Below are 19,544 nucleotides of genomic sequence, written 5' to 3' on the forward strand. Positions count from 1 at the left end.
CGGGCACCGGTGTCGTCCACGCGAACGCTATCTGAGAGGTCACGAAGAGGGCAACAGCTGGAATCAGCCGTGTCTCAGCATTGTCATTGGTGATCTCAAACCGGAAGTCGACGACGATGGAATCCGGAAATGTTAACGGAAGGAAAACTGGCTGAACCTGGCGTCGAGACGGGGCCGAACAATTACAGATAATGCGGCGGACGGTCCCTGTCGTACGGCGAACGATCGGATTCACTGTGACTCAGATCACGTTCGTCGGAGGTAACGGTGGGCAGGTCATCACCGAAGATCGCGTCCAGATCACGACGCCTGCGCGCGGATCGCCGCGAACCCCCGGACTGCCCGGGCGCCGACTGTTCATCTGCCGTTGGCTCGGGATTCGGCTCCGGACCGTCAGATGCGGACACACCCATATCCTTTCGCCGCTTGCCGACCCTAACGGATCAGAACTCGCTGATGTTAGAAATCACATATTTTGCGAGCGGTGCGACGGTGGCCATTCCGTCGCGCACCGCCGCCCGCGAATCGGCAATATTCACCACCAGGGTCTGCCCCGAGATCCCCGCCAGACCGCGCGAGAGCCCACCGTCGGTGGCGCCGGCCGCCAGCCCGGAACTGCGGACCGCCTCCTCGATCCCGCGCAGACGACGATCCAGGAGTGGTTCGGTGGCCTCAGGTGCCACATCACGCGCTCCCACTCCGACGCCACCCACCGAGACCACAAGATCCACACCACCGATCACGGCGGTGTTCAGCGCGTTGCGGATCTCCACCTCATCACCGGAGACGACGATCGTCGCGTCGACGTGAAAACCGGCCTCCGCCAACAACTCCCCCACCAGCGGGCCGAGCGGGCTGTCGACCTCGCCGTGGGTGGCCCGGTCATCGACGACCACCACCAGAGCACGCCCCACCTCGTCGCCGGTCGGTTCATGCTCGGCACGCACCTCGCGGGCAGCGGACGCACGCGCCGCGGCGTCGGCCGCGACCACGTCGGCGGGATCCAGATCAACGTCCAGATCAGCACCGTCCTCGGCGGGATCGACCACCTGAAAACCGGAGTTGCTCGTCATTGCCCTCGTCCTCTCCGGCGGTCGATAACCGCCCGGCGCGCTGTGCTCTGCTGTGCTTCGTGCTCTGCTGCTTCGATTGTGCGTGCTCAGTTGGATTGCAGTGTGGCCAGGGTGACCTGTGCCGTCTTCGACTGGCCACCCGCCTGATAGGTGATGGTCACGGTGTCACCGGGATTGTAGGAGCGCACCGCCGCCACCAGGGCGTCCCCGGAGGTGATGTTGCGGTCGTCGATCTTGGTGACGATCGCACCCTTGGGAATGCCTGCCTTGTCGGCCGGGCCATTCGCGGTCACCTCGGCGATCAGGGCGCCGGGGATGTCCGGGTCGGTACTGGGTCGGACGGTGACGCCGAGTCCGGCATGAGTGGCCTTCCCGGTGTCCCGGAGTTCGTTCGCGACGCGGATCGCCTGATCGATCGGGATCGCGAAGCCCAGACCGATGCTGCCGGTTTGTTGCTCCTGGCTGCCGCCGAGGGTGGCGATCGCGGTGTTGATACCGATCAGCGTGCCCTTCGCATTGACCAGGGCTCCACCCGAGTTACCCGGGTTGATCGCGGCGTCGGTCTGGATGGCATCGATCACCGAGGTGGTCCCACCTTCCCGCGACGTCGACACCGGGCGATTCAGGGCGGAGATGATGCCGGTGGTCACCGTGCCCTCCAACCCGAGTGGCGCGCCGATGGCGATCACGTCCTGGCCGACGGCCAGGTTCTTCGAGGTACCCACGTCGATCGGGGTGAGTCCGTCCTTGTCGACCTTGATGACCGCGATGTCGGAAATGGAGTCGGCGCCGAGAACCTTTGCGGTGGCCCGGGATCCGTCGTTGAAATTCACCACGACGTTGCTGGCGAGGCGGCCGTCGCTGCCACTGACGACGTGATTGTTGGTCATGATGGTGCCGTCATCGTCGAGCACCACACCCGACCCCTCACCCTGCTCGTTGCCGGCGGTGACATCGATGGACACCACCGACGGCAGCGTCTTGGCCGCCACCTCCTGCACCGACCCGGCCGGCGCCGGAGCGGGTTCGGTGTCCTGCGCATCCGGATCGCCGCCGAGCGGTTGCGAATTGGCGGTGTTGCTCGCCGAGTCGTCGCCGACACGTGAACCGACGTATCCGCCGATCCCACCGGCCACCAGCCCGACGACGAGGGCACCGCCGATCAGCCCGGCGACGAGTCCACCTCGCCCCTTCTTCTTCGGCTGGGACGGCTCACCGGCCGGCACCGGATCGCCAAATCCCGTCGGCGGCGGCGGTGTGGGCGGACCGGGTGGGGTCGACGGACCCGAGCCGGTCGTGCCGTACTCCGGCGGCACCCCACCGGAGGGAGGCTGCGCGCCGTAGGGCGAGGACGATCCGTAGCCGGGACCCCCGTAGCCGGAGCCCGGTGCGCCGTAGGTCTGGGTCGGCGGTTCGTAGCCGGGCGCCGACGCGCTCTGTCCGGGGTCGGCGGCCGAGGATGGGTCCGAGGCCCCGTACGGGCTCGTCGACGGCGCGAAACCGGCCGTGCGTTCCCACGGCGCTCCCCCGTAGGCCGGGAACTGCCCACTGTCCGTCGCGTCGTCGCCGCCCGCGCCCTGGCCGCGTCGGCCCGACGTCGGCCACCCGGGTCCGCCCGGATTCTGCGCATCGTCGAAGGGTCCGCGCTGCGAACCTCCACCGGTCATCCTCGTCGTCCCCACATCTGCTTGTTCCTTACGTTTCTGCCTCGACGGCACGGGCTGGACCGTGGGCGCCGCGCGGCCTGATTCGGCAGCGCAAACAACCCTAGGTGATGGGTACCGCGAACCGCCGGTAGAACGGCGTTCGCGTCCACTGATCTAGTGACGAACCACCTGCGGGGAAGGTTCCACCGGCACCGGATGCCCGGGCAGGGTCATTCGGATGAGTGCACCGCCGAGGTCGGATTGTTCGGCACGCACCGTCCCGCCGAGCCGGGTCACCACCTGACGCACGATCGCCAGCCCCAGACCCGATCCCGGCATGGATCGCGACTGGGTGGAGCGGTAGAACCGCTCGAAGATAAGGTCGCGATCCTCCTCGGGGATACCGGGGCCGGCGTCGGCGACGGTCAGTTCGGCCGTCGTCACGGTGATCTGGGTGAGGGTGACCACCACGGCGCGTCCGCGGGGCGACCATTTCGCGGCGTTGTCGAGCACGTTGAGCACCGCACGCGCCAGTCCCTGCGGTTCGCCGAAGACGTACCAGGGGCTGACCTCGGTGGTGAACTCGACATCGGTGCGCCGACGACGGACCCGTTCGAGAGCATTCTCGATCACCTCGGCGAGATCGATCTCCTCGAGCACCACTTCCGGCGCATCCTCGCGGGCCAGATCGACGAGGTCACCGACGAGAGTGGACAGTTCCTCGATCTGGGCCATCACATCCGACCGCAGTTCCACCATGTCGGCCACCGGCACCGGCGGTGCCCCGGGTTCACTTGCCGCGATCAGCAATTCGAGGTTGGTGCGCAACGAGGTCAACGGTGTGCGCAGTTCGTGGCCGGCGTCGGCCACCAATCTCGCCTGCTGGACCCGTGATTCGGCCAGGGCCCGCAGCATGGTGTTGAAACTCTCTGTCAGGCGCGCCAATTCATCGTTACCGGTGACCGGTATCGGCGTGAGGTCCTGGGTGCGGGCCACCCGTTCGGTGGCCCTGGTCAATCGGGCCACCGGTCTCAGCCCGGTGCGCCCCACCGTCATCCCGGCCAGCGCGGCCAGCGCGACGCCGCCGCAGCCGACGACGAGCATCACCCACGCCAGGCGTTTGAGGATGCGGTCGGTGTGTAGCAACGACTGCGCCAGCACCAGGGTGTTGCCGTCGTCGAGTTTGCGGGCCAGCACTCGCTGACCGTTCACCGTGCGCAGACTCTGATTGTTGGTGCCCGGGCTGTTGGTCGACTCCGCGATGGCCCGTTCGGTGTCCCCGAACGGGACGATGCCGATCCGCAGCGCCGAGCCGTCGGGCCGGACCAGGGCAATCGAGATGTTGGTGGAGAACACCGTGCCGGTGATCAGCGCGGTCGGGCGCTGATTGAGCGTCCCGAGCTTGGCGAGCAACGTCATGCCGTCGGCGCGGCTTTCCAGACCGGTGTCGATCTCGTTGTACATCGCCCGATAGACGACGAAGTAGGCGGCGCCGGCCATCAGGCTGACGGCGAGCAACACCACCGTCGCCGACAGCAACGTCACCCGGACCCGCAGGGAGACGGTGCGGGTGAGGGTGAGCGGATCGCGCATCTCTCCGTCGTCCCTGCCGTTGCCGTTGCCGCCCAGCCGGAATCGACGCTTGGCAGCCGGCGGCGTCACCCGGTGTGCGCCGGTGGCCGACCCCGATGCGGCAGCGTCGGGCACCGACGCGTGCCGCTGCGCCGCGCCGGGCACGGGATCGAGATTCACCATGAGATCGTCCGGGTCACCCACTACGGCGGAGTCTCTCGCAGGACGTATCCGACACCGCGCACGGTGTGGATCAGCCGCGACTCACCCTCGGCCTCGGTCTTGCGTCGCAGATAGCCGACGTACACCTCGAGGGCGTTGCCCGACGTCGGGAAGTCATAGCCCCACACCTCCTCGAGGATGCGGCTGCGGGAGAGCACCCGACGCGGGTTGGCCATCAGCATTTCCAGCAACGCGAACTCGGTGCGGGTGAGGCTGATCTGCCGCTCGGCGCGGTAGACGTCACGGGTCACCGGGTCCAGGGACAGGTCGGCGAAGGTCAGCGTCTCGGATTCGGCTCCGTCGTCGGGTGCGGCGCGACGCAGCAACGCCCGCAGCCGGGCGAGGAGCTCTTCCATCGCGAAGGGTTTGGGGAGGTAGTCATCAGCTCCGGCGTCGAGCCCGGCGACCCGCTCGGACACCGAATCACGGGCCGTCAGCACCAGGATCGGGAGGTCGTCGCCGGTGGAGCGCAGCCGGCGGCACACCTCGAGTCCGTCCAGACGCGGCATCATCACGTCGAGGATGGCGACGTCGGGTCGTTCGGCGACGATCTTCTCCAGCGCCTCGATGCCGTCGCCCGCGGTGTCGACGGAGTATCCGTTGAACGTCAGCGATCGGCGTAACGACTCTCGGACAGCACGATCGTCGTCGACCACGAGTATGCGCATGTGTCTAGTTTTATCCACAACGTCTGAGATGTGGCTGAGCAACACCCCACGTCATCCGTGCAGGGGTGACGGGTACGGCGTCCGCGCCCGGCACCCGAGGTACTCAACCCGCCAGCGCCCGTTCCCGCGCCAGCAGGAAGAACGGGATGGCCGTGCGATCCCGACTCCGAAGGTCAGTGCCAGCGACGCCAGCCACCACCGCAGAATGCCCAGCGAGCGTGCCTCGGCGAAGGCCCAGAGGTGGAATCCGATCACCACGAAGGCCAGGTTAACCATGGCGAACCGGCCGGGTGTCGACCGCAGGATGTCGCCGACGAAGAAGTCCTTCACCGAACCCGGACCGTTCTGGATGACGTAGGGCACGGCGATGGCGTTCTGAGTGATGAAGGAAGCCACGAACACCACGAGCAACGAACGTCGGTACCACGCCGGGTGGACGTCCGGCGTGGTACCTGCCGCCGTCGTCGCCGGCACCGTCACGTCCGGCACCGTTACTTCCGACGTCTGCCCGCCGCCCCGACCATGTCGGGGATGCGGGTGAACTTGACGCGTGGACGTCCCTGTTCCTGGCCGCGTCGACGCTCGATGCGGTCGATGGCCCGCATGCCGCGGTACCCGATGACGTGACGTGTCCGGGCCCGCAGCAGTTTGCCGAAGTCTCCGGGTTCCCGGGCACTGCGCGGCAGCACACCGTTGGCCGCGTCGGAGATGAAGTCCTCCACCGTGTTCTGCGCGCACAACTTGTTCGCGCCGATGCCGCCGCTGGGGCCGCGTTTGGCCCAGCCGACGACGTACACGCCGGGCATCACCGCGCCGTGTTCGTCGAGCATGCGGCCCTCGTCGTTCGGGAAGACACCCCGCGTCTGGTCGAACGGCAATCCGGCGATGGGCACCGAGCGGTACCCGATGGAACGCACGGCGAGATCGGCGGCGATGCGGTGCTCACGCGTACCGGTGGTGACGTCGACGCCCTCGACACCGGCGGTGCCGATGATCGCGGTGGGCGCACTGTGGAACAGGAAGACGATGCGTCGCGAGGCCGGGTCGGCCGGACCCGACAGATCCGGCAACGGGGCCTCCGGGTCGTCGTGGACCACGACCTCGACACCCGGAATCGTGGACAGCGCACGGTATTCCGCCGAAGTGTAGGCGGCATGGGCCTGATCCCGACGGCCCAGCACGACGACCTCGTGGACGTTCTGCTGTTCCAGGATGTGCAGTGCGCGATCGGCGATGTCGGTGGTGGCCAACAACTCCGGCGGCGACACCAGGATGCGGGCGACGTCGAGTGCCACGTTGCCGGTGCCGACGATCACCGCGCGGCCCGATGCCGCGTCGTCGTGGCGGATCGGCGGGGCGACGTCGGCGCCGGGCACCGCGTTGTACCACGCGACGAGTTCGGTGGCCGAGGTGGAACCGGGCAGGTCTTCACCCGGAATGCCCAGGCGCCGTGACTCACTGGCGCCGACCGCGTAGAAGACGGCGTCGAAGTGCTCGGCGAGTTCGGCCGGCGTGATGTCGTCCGGGCCTTGTCCCACAGACACATTGGTGGCCATCGTGACCCGCGGATCGCGGTAGAGCAGGTCGAAGCCGTGCAGCACACCCTTGGTGCCGGGATGGTCGGGGGCGACGCCGGCGCGGACCAGTCCGCCGGGGGTGGGCAGCCGGTCGATGACGGTGACGTCGGCCTCGGTGCGATCGAGCAGCGTGCGCAACGCGTAGCCACCCGACGGCCCGGTCCCGACCAACGCAACACGCAGTCCCGCAGGCAGTTTCGGGATGTCGGGATAGGTGACGCCGCTCCAGCCCGACGTCACGTCCGGGTTGTTCTTGTAGTAGTCGGCGTTGATGTCGAGGAAGACCTTGTCACGGGTGCCGAGCTTGTCGGCCGGGAAGATCGCGTCGACGGGGCAGGCGTCGGCGCAGGCACCGCAGTCGATGCAGGCCACCGGGTCGATGTGCAGGATGTCGGAGCTGCCGAAGCCGCGTTCCTCGGGGGTCGGGTGGATGCAGTTGACCGGGCAGACCGACACGCACGCCGCGTCGCTGCAGCAGGATTGAGTGATGACAAACATCAGAGCATGTTGGCTTTCCGGTAGTAGTACATCGCCGGACGGGTCAGCAGTCCGACCTCGTCGAGGAACTCCATCAGGTGCGCACAGCTGCTGCGGATCATCGAGTGGAAGTGCGAGTTGGCGTTCATCTCGGCGACGGCGCGGTCGGCGTCAAGGCCGGCATCGACAAACGCTTGGCGCTGAACCAGATTCGACACGATGATGTAAGCGCCGATGGAGATGTAGAGGGCGCTGAAGGCGCGTCGGGCGCGGCCGACACCTTCCAGGGATTCGCGCACCTCCTGGCGCGCGAACTTCATGTGCCGCGACTCCTCGAGGACGTGGATCTCGTTGACGGTCCGGATGAACGGGAGCACCCGATCATCACGCATGCAGCCGCGCTGGAACACGTCGAGCACCTCTTCGGCCACGAGTATGCCGGCGTAGGCGACCTCGTTCTTGGCGGTGGCCTTGAAGAACTTGCCCAGTCGGCCAACGAATTTGGACGGGCGGTAAGAGGTGCCGACCATCTTCTCGCTGGCCTTGGCGAACATGATGGAGTGACGGCATTCGTCGGCGATCTCGGTGAGCGCGAACTGGAACTCGGGGCTGTGGTACTCGCCGAGGTACTGGTCGCGGACGACCATCTCCTGCAGGATCATCTCGAACCAGATGCCGATGTTCATGATCGACGCGAACTCGTGACGGGTCACCGAGATGCGCTGCTCCTCGGTGAGTTCGTCCCAGTACGCGGTGCCGTAGAGCGACGACCATTCCGGGCTGCACCCGTACTTGGTGGGGTCCATCGGCAGGTCCCAGTCGATCTCGGTCATGGCGTTGCGGGAGAGCCGGGCCGCCGACGCCAGCAGCCGGGCCGACACCTCATTCGTGTCGTGATCCTGCATGCTCACCACGACGGCGTCCTGCTCGTCGTGGTCGTGTGCGGCGTGTTCCATTGCGGCGGTCATATCGCGTGCCTCCGTATCGTCCTGGTCGATGACAACGGATGTTGTCTTATCAACGCTTGTTGTCAAGATAGCAGGAGGCTGTGACGGAGTAAACAGCCACAGATCTATACTCGTGAGTAAGTTCTGTGGGGCGAGGCGTCTTTGCAGTTCAGAAGCTAGGAGAGCACATGTCATCGATCTTCATCACCGGCGGTGCGGCCGGTATCGGGCTGGCCACGGCGCAGCGATTCGAGCGGGCCGGATGGACCGTCGGGGTCTACGACGTCAATCAGGACGCCGTCGACAAGGTCAAGGCCAATCACCCGAACTTCATCACCGGGGTGCTCGATGTCCGCGAGCCCGAGCAGTGGCAGCAGGCATTGGCCGAGTTCACCTCGCACACCGACGGCACCCTCGATGTGCTCGACAACAACGCCGGTGTCCTGGTGGCCGGTCGCCTCGACGAGATCTCCCCCGCCGCGATCCGCGCGCAGATCGACATCGACGCCCTCGGCGTGACCCTCGGTGCGCAGGCCGCCTACCGCTACCTCAAGGCCACCCCGGGCGCCCACCTGGTGAACATCGCCTCGGCGTCGGCGATCTACGGCCAGCCGGGCATCGCCACCTACAGTGCCGCGAAGTTCTACGTCGCCGGGCTGACCGAAGCGCTCGAGCTGGAGTGGGAGTCCGACGACATCCGCGTCGTCAGCATCTGGCCGCTGTGGGCCAAGACCGCCCTCGCCGACAACGACGCCAAGACCACCAAGACCCTCGGCGTGCACATCACCCCAGAACAGGTGGCCACAAGGTCTTCGAATCGGTGCATCCCAACCGCGTCGATCGGCTACTGCATCGCACCAGCTACTCGGTGGGCACCCAGACCCTGGTGCTGGGCAACGCCGCCAAGTTCATCCCGAACGTCGTCAACCGGACCGTCAACAAGTTCCTGGCCCAGTAGTTCTCGTCCCTCGTCGCCGATCCGCCGTTGAAGGGAAGGCCGGGAAGCGTGTTGATCGTCCGATTCACTCACGCAGAATGAAACCGGCCCCGGCTGACCGCGCTCTCCTCGACGTTGACGGCGCTCACCTCGACGTTGACGGCGCTCACCTCGACGTTCACAGCGCTCGCCTCGACGTTCACAGCGCTCGCCTTCCGTCGGTCGAGACGCCCTTCCGTCGGTCGAGCCCGTCGAGACCCCTCCACACGACGCCGCCGTTGGGCCGGAACCAGCAGCTGCACAAGAGGCCTCGAGGCTCGTCGCCGGCGCTCCTCACACCTCGACCTGCGGGTAGGTGGGCAGAGCCGGCCGGCGGGAGCCGGCGAGCGGGCGGTCGTCAGGGCCGGCGGCGCCTCGGCCACCGGACGATGTTGGGGGCGGTGGGCAGTCGCCATCGCCACGCCAGCCCGGCCAGACGCAGGGCGGTGGCGGTGATCGCCGAAACGATGAGGACGAGGTTGTGAAACTGTGGCAGCCATGTCTCGCCGGCCACGTACAGGCACGCGCCCACCAGCGCGGGCACCGCGTAGAGGTCGGCCGGCTGGAGCAGCAGCGGGATCTCGTTGGCGAGAGCGTCACGCAGGACTCCGCCGCCGATCGCGGTCAGCATCCCGACCAGGATCGCCGCGAATACGCTGGCGTCGACGTCGAGTGCAATGCCGGCGCCCGTCGTCGCGAACAGACCCATACCGAAGGCGTCGAGCACCAGGATCGTGCGTCGGAGTTCGGCGAAGGCGGGGTGAAAGAAGAACACGACGAGACTCGCGATGACCGCGGTGAGGATCGGTGGCCAGTTCTGCACGGCCGTCGGCGGGGTGATGCCGAGCAGCACGTCGCGCAGGATGCCACCACCCACGCCGGTGAGCACGCCGACGGTGAGGATGCCCCAGAGGTCGAAGTCCTTGCGAACACCGAGGAGTGCGCCCGACGCGGCGAACACCGCGATGCCGGCGATGTTGAGTATCTCGAGAAGCATGGAAGCCTACGACCAAACAAAACGACCGCCCCGGTCTCCCGGAGCGGTCGTGGTGTCAGTGACCGGTGACCGGTCGGCCTAACTCAGCGGCGGTCGAGATCGATGATCCCGGCCTGCGCGGCCCTGGCGTAACGGCGCGGGATGCGCTGCGCAACGCCGGCGACCTTCACCTCTTGGAGTGCGGGGTTCTCCGCCTTCCACTGCGAACGACGGGTACGGGTGTTCGCCCGCGACATCCGGCGCTTCGGTACAGCCATGATCGTGCCCTTCTCTACGTGGTCTCGCCGACCATCCGCTCCGCGAAGGGGATGGTTGCTCTTGGTCAGCGCGTCGGCGGCCATGGGGCGCGACACGCAACCCGACCAGACTACAGGCCGGATGGGCCGGGATCCAAAACGGCCGGGACCTCAGTAACCGGAGGACGCGACCAACAGGATCGCGAACACGTACCAGAGCACCGTAACGACCAGCCCGAGCAGGTTGAGTGCACCGATGACGATGCCCGCAATCGCCATCCCGTCACCGTCTTCGGCGCCCTGGGACTCCCGGATCTGTCTGCGGCCGATCAGCCCGAAGATGATGCCCAACCAGCCCAGACACATGAACGATCCGATGATGGACACCACCAGCGCGGCCGTTGCCATGCCGTTGGTCCTGCGTGCCGGCGCGCCGACGACCAGGGGTGTCACATAGACCGGCTGCCCGTACACGGGAACCCCGATCGGCGGCGGCGCCGACGGTGTGCCGTAGGTGGGCAGCGGCGGTTGCGGCGCGCCGTACACCGGTGGCGGCGTGGCCGCGGCAGGCGGTGGCAGCGGCGGGAGGGCCGGTGGCGCAGGTGGACGGGGCGGCAGCGACGGTGTCGGCGCCGACACCGGATTGAGCCGGGTCGGCTGCCACTGCGACGAGTCAGCACCCGACGGCGTCGACGATCCGTGCGACGACCCCGGCGACGGCTTCTTGGAGAAGTCGATACTCGGCCGCGGCGCGATGGTCGTCTTCTCGCTCTCGACGGGGTCGAACGGACCCGATCCCGGCACGGGATTGTCGGTCGGTTCGGGCATGGAACGGCCTCCCTGCGTCACTGTCACACGTCGTGTGTGCGCGCCCAGCGTAACCAGCACCCGGCGTCTCGCAAGCGTCGGAACGGTCCGATTCATCCGAACGCACGCGTTGCGTCCGGCCCGGACTGGCGGTCATAGACTCACTCGAGTGTCAGGAGTCGTGTCCGGTTTCACCGCCATCTTCATCATGGTCGGCGTCGGCTTCCTCCTCGGCCGCACCGGCGTGCTGGGCGAGCACGCCCACGAGGTGCTCTCCCGCCTGGTCTTCTTCGTGTCGACTCCGGCGTTGCTGTTCTACTCGCTGGTCACCACCGATCTGTCGACCATCTTCTCGGCAACGCTGGTCATCGCGGGTGGCTGTGCGCTCGCGGTGGGCGCGCTGTACGCCGTCATCGCGAAAGTGATCCTGCGGCGCGACACCCCCGATCTGGTGATCGGCGCGCTCGCGTCGTCGTATGTCAACAGCGTGAACCTCGGCGTCCCGATCGCGATCTTCGTGCTCGACGACGCCTCGTTCATCGCGCCCCTGCTGTTGTTCCAGATCCTGATCTACTCGCCGATCGCGCTCGCGGCACTGGACATGACGGCCCTCGAACGCGGCACCGGGCACCCGTTCCGGGACGCGGTGGTGTTGCCGCTGACCAACCCGATCGTCATCGGCGGGCTCGCCGGTGTCGTCATCTCCGCACTCGGATGGCACCTCCCACAGGCGGTTCTGGAACCGCTGAAGATGCTCGGCAACATGTCGGTGCCGGGGGCGTTGCTGGCGTTCGGTCTGTCGTTGACGGGGGCGGCGATCTTCAAGAAGGGCGAGAGTCCGCGTCGCGACATCGTGCTGGCGACGGTTCTCAAGATGGTGGCGATGCCCCTGCTGACCTATGTGATCGCCCGCTGGGGTTTCCACCAGACCGGTCACCAGCTGTTCGCCCAGACCGTCATCGCCGCGCTGCCGACCGCGCAGAACGTCGTGGTGTACGCCACCCGCTATCGGCGAGGCCAGATCCTGGCCCGCGACACCGCGCTCATCACCACCCTGGCCTCGATCCCGGCCATCGCGATCATCGCGTGGCTGTTGGCCTGAGTAGCCGGCGCCGACCGACCGCCGACGTATCAGTCGACGTCGCGCATCAGTCGACGTCGACCGACGCGGTGGCGAACTCGCCGGCCGCGCCGAGGGCGATCTCCTCCTCGCGCTGATGGGCCGTCAGTTGATGCGCCGCATGCCGTGGGATGGCGAACGCCGCCAGCAAGGCCGCGAGCGCGAACGCGCCGGCACCCAGCAGGAACGCCACCCGGTAGGCGTTCTCGGTGGGCAGCGACACCGACGTACCACCCACCGCGTGCGACGCGGCCTCGGCGGCCAGCACCGTGATGATGACGGCACTGCCGACCGCCCCGCCGACGGTCCGCATGATCGAGTTGATCGAGTTGGCGATGCCGGTTTCGTGCGGTTCGACGTTGCCGACCAGCAGCGCGGGCATCGCCGCGTACGCCGCCGCGACAGCGACGTTGGCGATCACCAGCCCGACGATCATCTCGCCGGTGTTGGCGTGCAGGAAGGTCAGCAGCAGCATGCCGATGATGCCGACGACCGCGGCGACCAGCAGCACCACGCGCGGACCGCGGCGGGCCACCGCCGCACCGGCGACGGGTCCGACCAGGATCGAGACCACCGCGCCGGGAAGCATGAACACCACGCTGGTCGTCAGCACCGACGCACCGAATCCGTATCCGGCGATCGCGTCGGGGGTTTGCACGAAGTAGGTGGCGCCGAGGAACACGCTGAACATGGCGAATCCGACGCACAGCGAGGCGGTGTTGGTGGCGAGCACCGCGCGCCGGGTGAGCAGGTCCACCGACACCAACGGAGAACGCTTGCGCGACTGCAGAATCCAGAACCCGACCAGGACGACGACGGCCGCGACGTAGAGGCCGATGACGCGGGCCGATCCCCAGCCCCAATCGTGGCCCTGCGAGGTCGGCAGCAGCAGACACACCAGCCCGACGGCCAGGACCAGGGCACCGACGTAGTCGACGCTGCCGCCGGCGCCCCGACGATCCGGGACCGCGAACACCATCATCACCAGCACGATCGCCGTCATCGCGACGCACAGCCAGAAGATGCGCCGGTAGTCGGCGTCGCCCTTGGTCAGCAGCCCGGTCGCGACCAGCGCCAGACCACTGCCCACCCCGAGCGCCGAGGCGGTGATCGCCATGGCACCGGTGAGCCGCTGGTGGGGAAGTTCGTGCCGGAGCACGCTGATCGCCAGCGGGAACAGGCCGAAGCTCGCGCCCTGCAACACCCGCGCGACGATCAGCACTCCGATCGAATGGGTCAGTGCCGCAAGCAGACTGCCGACCAAGGTGATCACCAGCGCGATCAGGATGATGCGCTTGTGGCCGTAGACGTCACCGAGACGGCCGAGCAGCGGCGTCAGCGCCGACGCCGAGAGCATCGTCGCGGTCGTCACCCATCCGACCGTCGTCAACGAGACACCGAGTTGCTCTCCGATCTGCGGTAGCACCGGCACCGCGAGGGTCTGGATCATCGCGAGAAGCAGCACCGACGACGCGGCGGCGACGAGGATCAGCGTCGGCGACGACGCCCTCGTGGAGGTCTGAGATGCGGTCATGACGACCACCATAAGACGAAAGTCGACATCGTGTCGATTCGAGTCGACACAGTGTCTGTTTTGGGCGGGTTCTACGATGAACTCATGGCCAGTAGCACCGCGCGGACCACCTCCGCCCGTCGCCGGGGTACCCCCTCCAAGGGTGACCAACGCGAGGAGCAGATCCTCACCGCCACCCGGTCATTACTGACGCACCGTCCGATGGCCGACGTCACGATCGACGAGATCGCTTCGGCCGCAGGCATTTCCCGAACGAGCTTCTACTTCTACTTCCCCTCGAAGCAGGCCGTGCTCGCGACGCTGATGGAGCAGACCTGGGATCAGTTCTCCACGACCCACGAGTGGTTCGACTCCGACGGCCCGCACCCGGACCTGCTCCGCGCCCAACTCGACGCGATCGCCGACATCTGGCGCGCCAATGGCCCGATCCTGGCATGCGTCGGCCAGTCCCCCCAGGGTTCGGGCTATCCCCCACTCGAGGACTTCATCGGTCGTGCGCGGCAGCGGTTCATCGAACGACTGGCCACCAAGATCGACCGCGACCGGGCACTCGGGCTGGCGCCGGACGGCCCACCGGCGACCGAATTGGCCACGTTGGTCTACATCGTGCGTGACGGACGTCTCGCCGATCTGACGGCCACCACCACGACGTCGGAGACGGCCTACATCGCCACCCGGAATGCTTTGGCGGAGGCCATCATCCGCATGATCTACGGAATACTCGACTGACTCACCCGATCAGCCACAACCCCAGAACTTCTTGGGCGCCTCGCCCCGTTCCCTGCGTTTCACCTCGACGCCACCCATCAACGCGAATCCGGTGACGCGCACGGCCGGAGCGCCGGGTGCCCCCGGTCCCGCCGCCTTGCCGCCGAAGCCGCCCATCACCGCCGATCCGTCAATCTCGACGGTGACATCCGGCGGCACGGTGATGTCGACGCCACCCATGATGGCCACGCACTGGATCGTCAGGTGCGGCTCGGTGAACTCGACCTGGCGCAGGTCGATCTCGACGCCACCCATGATGGCGGTGGCCGACAGATGCTCGGCGACGGCCGCCTGCCCCTTGAGTTCGCTGCCGGACATGATCGCCAACCGCGACCGCACCGGCTCACGACCACTGTGCGGGGTGACCCGCGACGGATACGGCGCCCCGGCGGCCGGCAGCCGCACTCCGAGCTGGGTGACCGGCAGATCGTCGGTCAACGCGTCGAGATCACCGAATGTCTTCGCCGTCAACGCTTTTCCTGCTCGGTCGGAGTACTCCTCGGGAGACAGACTGCCCTGTTCCATCGCCGCCGACAGGATCTCGTGCACGAGTTCCCGGTCGGCGTCGGCGGCACGCATCCGCGCCGCGCGGTCGTCACCGAATGCCGTCGAATCGTCAGAAGTGGTCACGCCACCAAGGTTAGGCGGGTCGGTCGCCCCGACGCATGAGTGATGACCCTGAGATACACCCTGAGTCGGCCGGTTTTCTGGCACGATCGCCTGATGACACGAGTCGGCAAGGTCCTCACCTTTCTGGGCGTCGTGGCGCTGGTCCTCAGCGTCGGTGCCGGGGTGCTCCTCGGGGTCACCGGCATCTCCAAGGTCACCGATCAGACCAACAGCGCCTTCGAGATCCACGGCCCGACCACCAAACACTTCTGGGCCGATGAGAGCCTCGCGCTCTACGCCCCCGGCACCCAGACCGCCTTCGAGGACGCCCTGCCGCAGTGCACCATCACCGGACCCGGTGTGCAGCGACAGGATTCGAACGTCACGTCGTCGTTCACCTACAACCACACCACGGTGAGATCCTTCGCGCAGTACTCCTTCACCGAGACCGGCGACTACGTCATCGACTGCGGCGACACCTACGTCGTCGGGGCACCGCCGCTGGCCGTGGGTGGCCTGCTCTCCGGGATCGGCGGCATCCTGCTGGCCGTCTTCGGCGGCTTGTTCGGACTGTTCATCATCGTCGTCGGGATCATCCTGTGGCTCGTCGGCCGCAATCGCGACCGGCGCACTCCGCCGCCGCTCGGTCCGCCCGGCGGTCCCGCCGCCGGGCCCGGATTCACACTCTGACCCAGCTTCACGCCCTGACGCCGACCCGCCTATCCGCGTCGACGACCCCGCCGTGATTTCAGGTAATCGCCGACGACGGCCGCGCCGAGTCCGTCGACGTCGGGTGCCACCACCCGCCCACCGATGCGCCGGGCGATCTGATCCATGAAATGCGCCAGACCGGGATCCTCCCCCAACCGGAAGAAGGTGACCTGCGCACCGAACCGGGCGACGTGGTCGAGTTCGCGGACGGTCAATGCGATCGTCTGCGGATGCGGCGGATAGAAGAAGAACGGTTCGCCGCTGGGATCGAGGTGGGCGGTCGGCTCGCCGTCGGTGACCACCAGCACCACCGGCTGGGCGTTCGGGAATCGCCGCAGATGCCGCTGCGCGAGCAGCAGCGCGTGATGCAGGTTGGTGCCCTGCTCCATGCGCGGTTGCAGCCCGGTCAGCTCGGCGATGTCGATGGACCGCGCATACCGCCCGAACGCGATGAGGTGCAGCTCATCGCTGCGGAATCGGGTGGAGATCAGGTGATTCAAGGCGATCGCCGTGCGCTTCATCGGCGTCCAGCGACCCTCCATCTCCATGGAGAACGAGGTGTCGACCAGCAGCACCACCGCCGCCTGGGTCCGCGCCTCGGTCTCGGCGACCTCCACGTCGCGGACGTCGATCCGCACCGCCGGCTGCCCGGCGGTGCTCGGCGCACCTTCGGCCGCCGTCCGCAGCACGGCATTGGACACCGTCCGCGACACATCCCACGGATCGGTGTCACCGAACGCCCACTCGCGGGTGGCTCCGGTCGGTTCACCGAGCAGCCCACTGTTGCGGGTCTGACGGTCGCCGCGGCTGTGCATCTGATCGGCGATGTCTTTGAAGATCGACTGTCCGAGTTGACGCATCGCCTTGGGGCTCAGGCGAAGTTGGCCGTCGGAGGTGCGGTCGAAGAAGCCCTCCTCGCGCAGCGCCTTCTCGAGTTCTTGCAGCGTGCGCGCGTCGACACCGGCCTGCTCCCCGAGCTGACGTTCGAGGGCGTCGATGTCGATGTCGTCCATCTGCGCACCGGCATACTGCTGCGAGAGTTGTTCGGACAGCGCCTCGAGTTCGGAGATGTCACGTAACGCCGCGGCACCCTGCCCGAGGCCCATCTGCTGATCCCCCGAGAACTCTTGCGAGCCATCCCAATCCAGCCCGGGACGCGCCTGCCGCAACGCCGAATCCATCTGCGCGAGTTGACTCATCAACTCCGGCGAACCGAACGCCTGCTGGGCGAGCTGGTCGAGTTCGGCGCGTTGTTCAGGGCTCAACGAGTTGTAGAACTGCTGCGCCGCCGCGGCCCGCTGCGCCAGCGAATCGATGAGTTCTTCGGTGTTACCGGGGTTTTCGGGAAAGTGATCGCCGTGTTTGTCCATGAAGTCGGCGAACTGTTCGGTGGTGTCCTCACCACGGTTGTGGGCGTCGAGGAGTGCGTTGAGATCCGACAGCATCTGCGAGATCTGTTGGCGGTCCTGCTCGGTCGCCCCTTCGAGCGCCTCCTTCATGCCGGCGAATCGTTGGTCGAGCAACTCCCGGCCGAGCAGATCCTTGATCTTCTCGTAGTCCTCGCGGGCCTGCGGGCTGCGCCACCGGTAGTCGGCGAGTTCCTCGACGGCCTGCGCGGTGGACGGCGGCAACGACCCGATCTGCATCTCGGCGAAGCGCGCGTCGTCGTCGAGGTCGCGGGCGAGTTGTTTGCGCTCCTCGAGTACCGCGCGGTCGAGCAGTTCCCGGATCTCGGTGAACGTCCCGTCGAGGTTGCGCTTCTTGAGCAGTTCCTGGCGTCGCCGATTGACCTGCTCACGCAGCTTGTCCAGCCCGGTCATGTTCTGCGACCCGCGGCGCAGGAATTCCCGCAGCGCCCGCTGCGGACTCGCGCCGCTCATCACGTCGTCGCCGATCTCGCTCAGCGCCTCCCGCAGATCCACCGGTGGCGCAAGCGGATCCGGCCCACCGGTGTAGCGCTGATAGCGGGACCGGTGAAAGTTCTTTCCCACCACGGGGTTCTCCCCTCAGCCGTAGATGGTCTGCCCCGACTCATCGGCTTCCTTGCCGATGCGTCGGGCGAGGAACAAGCCCTCCAACGCGAGTTCGACGGCGCTGGCGCGTTCACCGTCGGAGGTCGCCTCGAGCCGTTCGGCGATGTCGTCGATGACCTCGCCGGTGGTCTCCGGCGACGGCAATGAGTCGAGGAAGTCCGCGGCGGTGATCCGGTCGCCGGTGACGACGAGGTCACCCGATTCCAGCGCGGACACCAACGGCGCCATGTCGATTCCGCCCAGGTGCGCCCGCACTGTGTCGGCGACCGACTTGCGCATCAGGTGTTCGAGGATCTCCAGTTCGCGGCCTTCCTCACCGGATTCGAATTCGATCTTGCCGCGCAGTACCTCGATCACCGACTCCAGGTCGACGACGCGGGCAACGGGTGTCTCTTCGCCGGCGACCGCGGCGCGATGCAACGCGGCGGCGGCGACTGTCTCGGCGGCCGCGATCGAGAAGCGCGCGGACACACCGGATCGCTGGTCGATCGACGGATGATCGCGGGCGTAGCGGGTGAACCGCGCCAGGATCTCGATCAGGAAGGTCGGCACCGTCGCGGTGAGGTCGGCCTCCTGCTCGATGACGGCGATCTCATCGTCGAGTTCAAGCGGATAGTGCGTGCGGATCTCCGCGCCGAAGCGGTCCTTGAGCGGGGTGATGATGCGACCGCGGTTGGTGTAGTCCTCCGGGTTCGCACTCGCCATCACCAGGACGTCGAGGGGCAGGCGCAGCGTGTAACCGCGGACCTGGATGTCGCGTTCCTCCATCACGTTGAGCATGGAGACCTGGATACGTTCGGCGAGGTCGGGCAGTTCGTTGATGGCGACGATGCCGCGATGGGCGCGCGGGATCAGCCCGAAGTGGATCGTCTCCGGGTCACCGAGGCTGCGGCCCTCGGCCACCTTCATCGGGTCGATGTCGCCGACGAGGTCGGCCACCGACGTGTCCGGGGTGGCGAGTTTCTCGCTGTAGCGCTCGCTGCGGTGTCGCCATTCGATCGGCAGGTCATCGAGCAGATTGGCGGCCTTGCGGATCGACGCTGGGGTGATCGGCTCGTACGGATGCTCACCGAGTTCGGAGCCGGCGATCACCGGCGTCCACTCGTCGAGCAACCCGACGAGGGTGCGCAGCAGGCGCGTCTTGCCCTGACCGCGTTCGCCGAGCATCACCACGTCGTGACCGGCCAGCAACGCACGTTCGAGCTGCGGCACGACGGTGGCCTCGAAGCCGACGATGCCCGGCCACGGATCGTTTCCCGCCCGCAGCGCGATCAGGAGGTTGTTGCGGATCTCGTCGCGCACGCTGCGCTGAATGTGACCGCTCGCGCGGAGTTCGCCCAGCGTCCGGGGTGAGGGGTGGCGGGTTTCGGTTCTCTGAGAGGTGGTGGCGATGGTGTTCTCCTCTGGCACCTTCTCCACGGTACTCCCGTTGCCGAGGCGGGCACGCGGTTCGCGAGCGGCCCTCCCCTCGGGGTGCGGCGGGCCGCGGAGACGCGGGCGGACCGGACCACTTGCGCCCAGCACGCGCACAACCCTGGGCGCGCAGCCGCCTCCCCGGGAAACTCGTGACG

General features: G+C 67.3%; 16 protein-coding genes and 2 pseudogenes. 4 read left to right on the plus strand and 14 right to left on the minus strand.

Going from position 1 to position 19,544, the window contains the following annotated elements:
• Nucleotides 1-443 precede the first annotated feature (443 nt).
• The 7 genes and pseudogenes from ABLE92_RS02685 to ABLE92_RS02715 form a co-directional block, all read right to left on the minus strand.
• Entirely contained in the window at nt 444-1,073 is a 630-nt protein-coding gene (locus tag ABLE92_RS02685) for a MogA/MoaB family molybdenum cofactor biosynthesis protein (RefSeq protein ID WP_348803005.1), read from the minus strand.
• 86 nt (nt 1,074-1,159) lie between these two features.
• The gene (locus tag ABLE92_RS02690) at nt 1,160-2,740 is read right to left on the minus strand and encodes a S1C family serine protease (RefSeq protein ID WP_348803007.1); all 1,581 of its coding nucleotides are present in this window, start codon (nt 2,738-2,740) and stop codon (nt 1,160-1,162) included.
• 153 nt (nt 2,741-2,893) lie between these two features.
• Nucleotides 2,894-4,312, minus strand: a complete 1,419-nt coding sequence (locus ABLE92_RS02695) for a HAMP domain-containing sensor histidine kinase (RefSeq protein WP_348803211.1) — start codon at nt 4,310-4,312, stop codon at nt 2,894-2,896.
• 182 nt (nt 4,313-4,494) lie between these two features.
• The gene (locus ABLE92_RS02700; RefSeq protein ID WP_348803008.1) at nt 4,495-5,181 is read right to left on the minus strand and encodes a response regulator transcription factor; all 687 of its coding nucleotides are present in this window, start codon (nt 5,179-5,181) and stop codon (nt 4,495-4,497) included.
• 103 nt (nt 5,182-5,284) lie between these two features.
• A pseudogene (locus ABLE92_RS02705) lies at nt 5,285-5,655 on the minus strand (DUF2834 domain-containing protein).
• 17 nt (nt 5,656-5,672) lie between these two features.
• A complete protein-coding gene (locus ABLE92_RS02710; RefSeq protein ID WP_348803009.1) occupies nt 5,673-7,256 on the minus strand; it encodes an FAD-dependent oxidoreductase in 1,584 nt (527 codons plus the stop codon).
• Nucleotides 7,256-8,203: an AurF N-oxygenase family protein gene (locus tag ABLE92_RS02715; protein WP_348803010.1), complete on the minus strand. Its 948-nt coding sequence runs from the start codon at nt 8,201-8,203 to the stop codon at nt 7,256-7,258. The genes ABLE92_RS02710 and ABLE92_RS02715 overlap by 1 nt, the downstream gene beginning before the upstream one ends.
• Before the next feature lie 167 nt (nt 8,204-8,370).
• Between ABLE92_RS02715 and ABLE92_RS02720 the strand changes: the two are divergent.
• A pseudogene (locus ABLE92_RS02720) lies at nt 8,371-9,140 on the plus strand (SDR family oxidoreductase).
• Between the two features lie 376 nt (nt 9,141-9,516).
• Here ABLE92_RS02720 and ABLE92_RS02725 read toward each other — a convergent pair.
• The 3 genes from ABLE92_RS02725 to ABLE92_RS02735 form a co-directional block, all read right to left on the minus strand.
• Complete coding sequence (locus ABLE92_RS02725; protein WP_348803011.1) at nt 9,517-10,155, minus strand: trimeric intracellular cation channel family protein; 639 nt, start codon at nt 10,153-10,155, stop codon at nt 9,517-9,519.
• An 83-nt stretch (nt 10,156-10,238) separates the two neighbouring features.
• Nucleotides 10,239-10,412 carry a 50S ribosomal protein L32 gene (rpmF, locus tag ABLE92_RS02730; protein ID WP_348803012.1) on the minus strand — a complete coding sequence of 58 codons (174 nt, stop codon included), beginning with the start codon at nt 10,410-10,412 and terminating at the stop codon, nt 10,239-10,241.
• 150 nt (nt 10,413-10,562) lie between these two features.
• On the minus strand, nt 10,563-11,219 hold the full coding sequence (locus ABLE92_RS02735; RefSeq protein WP_348803013.1) for a DUF4190 domain-containing protein: 657 nt from the start codon (nt 11,217-11,219) through the stop codon (nt 10,563-10,565).
• 148 nt (nt 11,220-11,367) lie between these two features.
• Here ABLE92_RS02735 and ABLE92_RS02740 point away from each other — a divergent pair, with 148 nt between their 5' ends.
• Nucleotides 11,368-12,300, plus strand: a complete 933-nt coding sequence (locus ABLE92_RS02740; protein ID WP_348803014.1) for an AEC family transporter — start codon at nt 11,368-11,370, stop codon at nt 12,298-12,300.
• Nucleotides 12,301-12,346: 46 nt separating this feature from the next.
• Here ABLE92_RS02740 and ABLE92_RS02745 read toward each other — a convergent pair whose 3' ends face one another.
• Nucleotides 12,347-13,852: an MFS transporter gene (locus ABLE92_RS02745; protein ID WP_348803015.1), complete on the minus strand. Its 1,506-nt coding sequence runs from the start codon at nt 13,850-13,852 to the stop codon at nt 12,347-12,349.
• An 84-nt stretch (nt 13,853-13,936) separates the two neighbouring features.
• Here ABLE92_RS02745 and ABLE92_RS02750 point away from each other — a divergent pair, with 84 nt between their 5' ends.
• Nucleotides 13,937-14,581, plus strand: coding sequence for a TetR/AcrR family transcriptional regulator (locus ABLE92_RS02750; RefSeq protein WP_348803016.1), 645 nt, complete (start codon nt 13,937-13,939; stop codon nt 14,579-14,581).
• Nucleotides 14,582-14,590: 9 nt separating this feature from the next.
• On the opposite strand, the gene ABLE92_RS02755 is transcribed toward ABLE92_RS02750, so the two are convergent.
• Nucleotides 14,591-15,199 carry a DUF1707 SHOCT-like domain-containing protein gene (locus tag ABLE92_RS02755; RefSeq protein ID WP_425476232.1) on the minus strand — a complete coding sequence of 203 codons (609 nt, stop codon included), beginning with the start codon at nt 15,197-15,199 and terminating at the stop codon, nt 14,591-14,593.
• A 144-nt stretch (nt 15,200-15,343) separates the two neighbouring features.
• On the opposite strand from ABLE92_RS02755, the gene ABLE92_RS02760 reads away from it, so the two are divergent.
• Nucleotides 15,344-15,919 carry a hypothetical protein gene (locus ABLE92_RS02760; RefSeq protein WP_348803018.1) on the plus strand — a complete coding sequence of 192 codons (576 nt, stop codon included), beginning with the start codon at nt 15,344-15,346 and terminating at the stop codon, nt 15,917-15,919.
• A gap of 29 nt (nt 15,920-15,948) precedes the next feature.
• Here ABLE92_RS02760 and ABLE92_RS02765 read toward each other — a convergent pair whose 3' ends face one another.
• A complete protein-coding gene (locus ABLE92_RS02765; protein WP_348803019.1) occupies nt 15,949-17,934 on the minus strand; it encodes a vWA domain-containing protein in 1,986 nt (661 codons plus the stop codon).
• Between the two features lie 12 nt (nt 17,935-17,946).
• Entirely contained in the window at nt 17,947-19,392 is a 1,446-nt protein-coding gene (locus ABLE92_RS02770; protein WP_348803020.1) for a sigma 54-interacting transcriptional regulator, read from the minus strand.
• Nucleotides 19,393-19,544 lie beyond the last annotated feature (152 nt).

Origin of the sequence: Gordonia oleivorans, from assembly GCF_040044975.1 — a bacterium.
Classification (GTDB): Bacteria; Actinomycetota; Actinomycetes; order Mycobacteriales; family Mycobacteriaceae; genus Gordonia; species Gordonia oleivorans.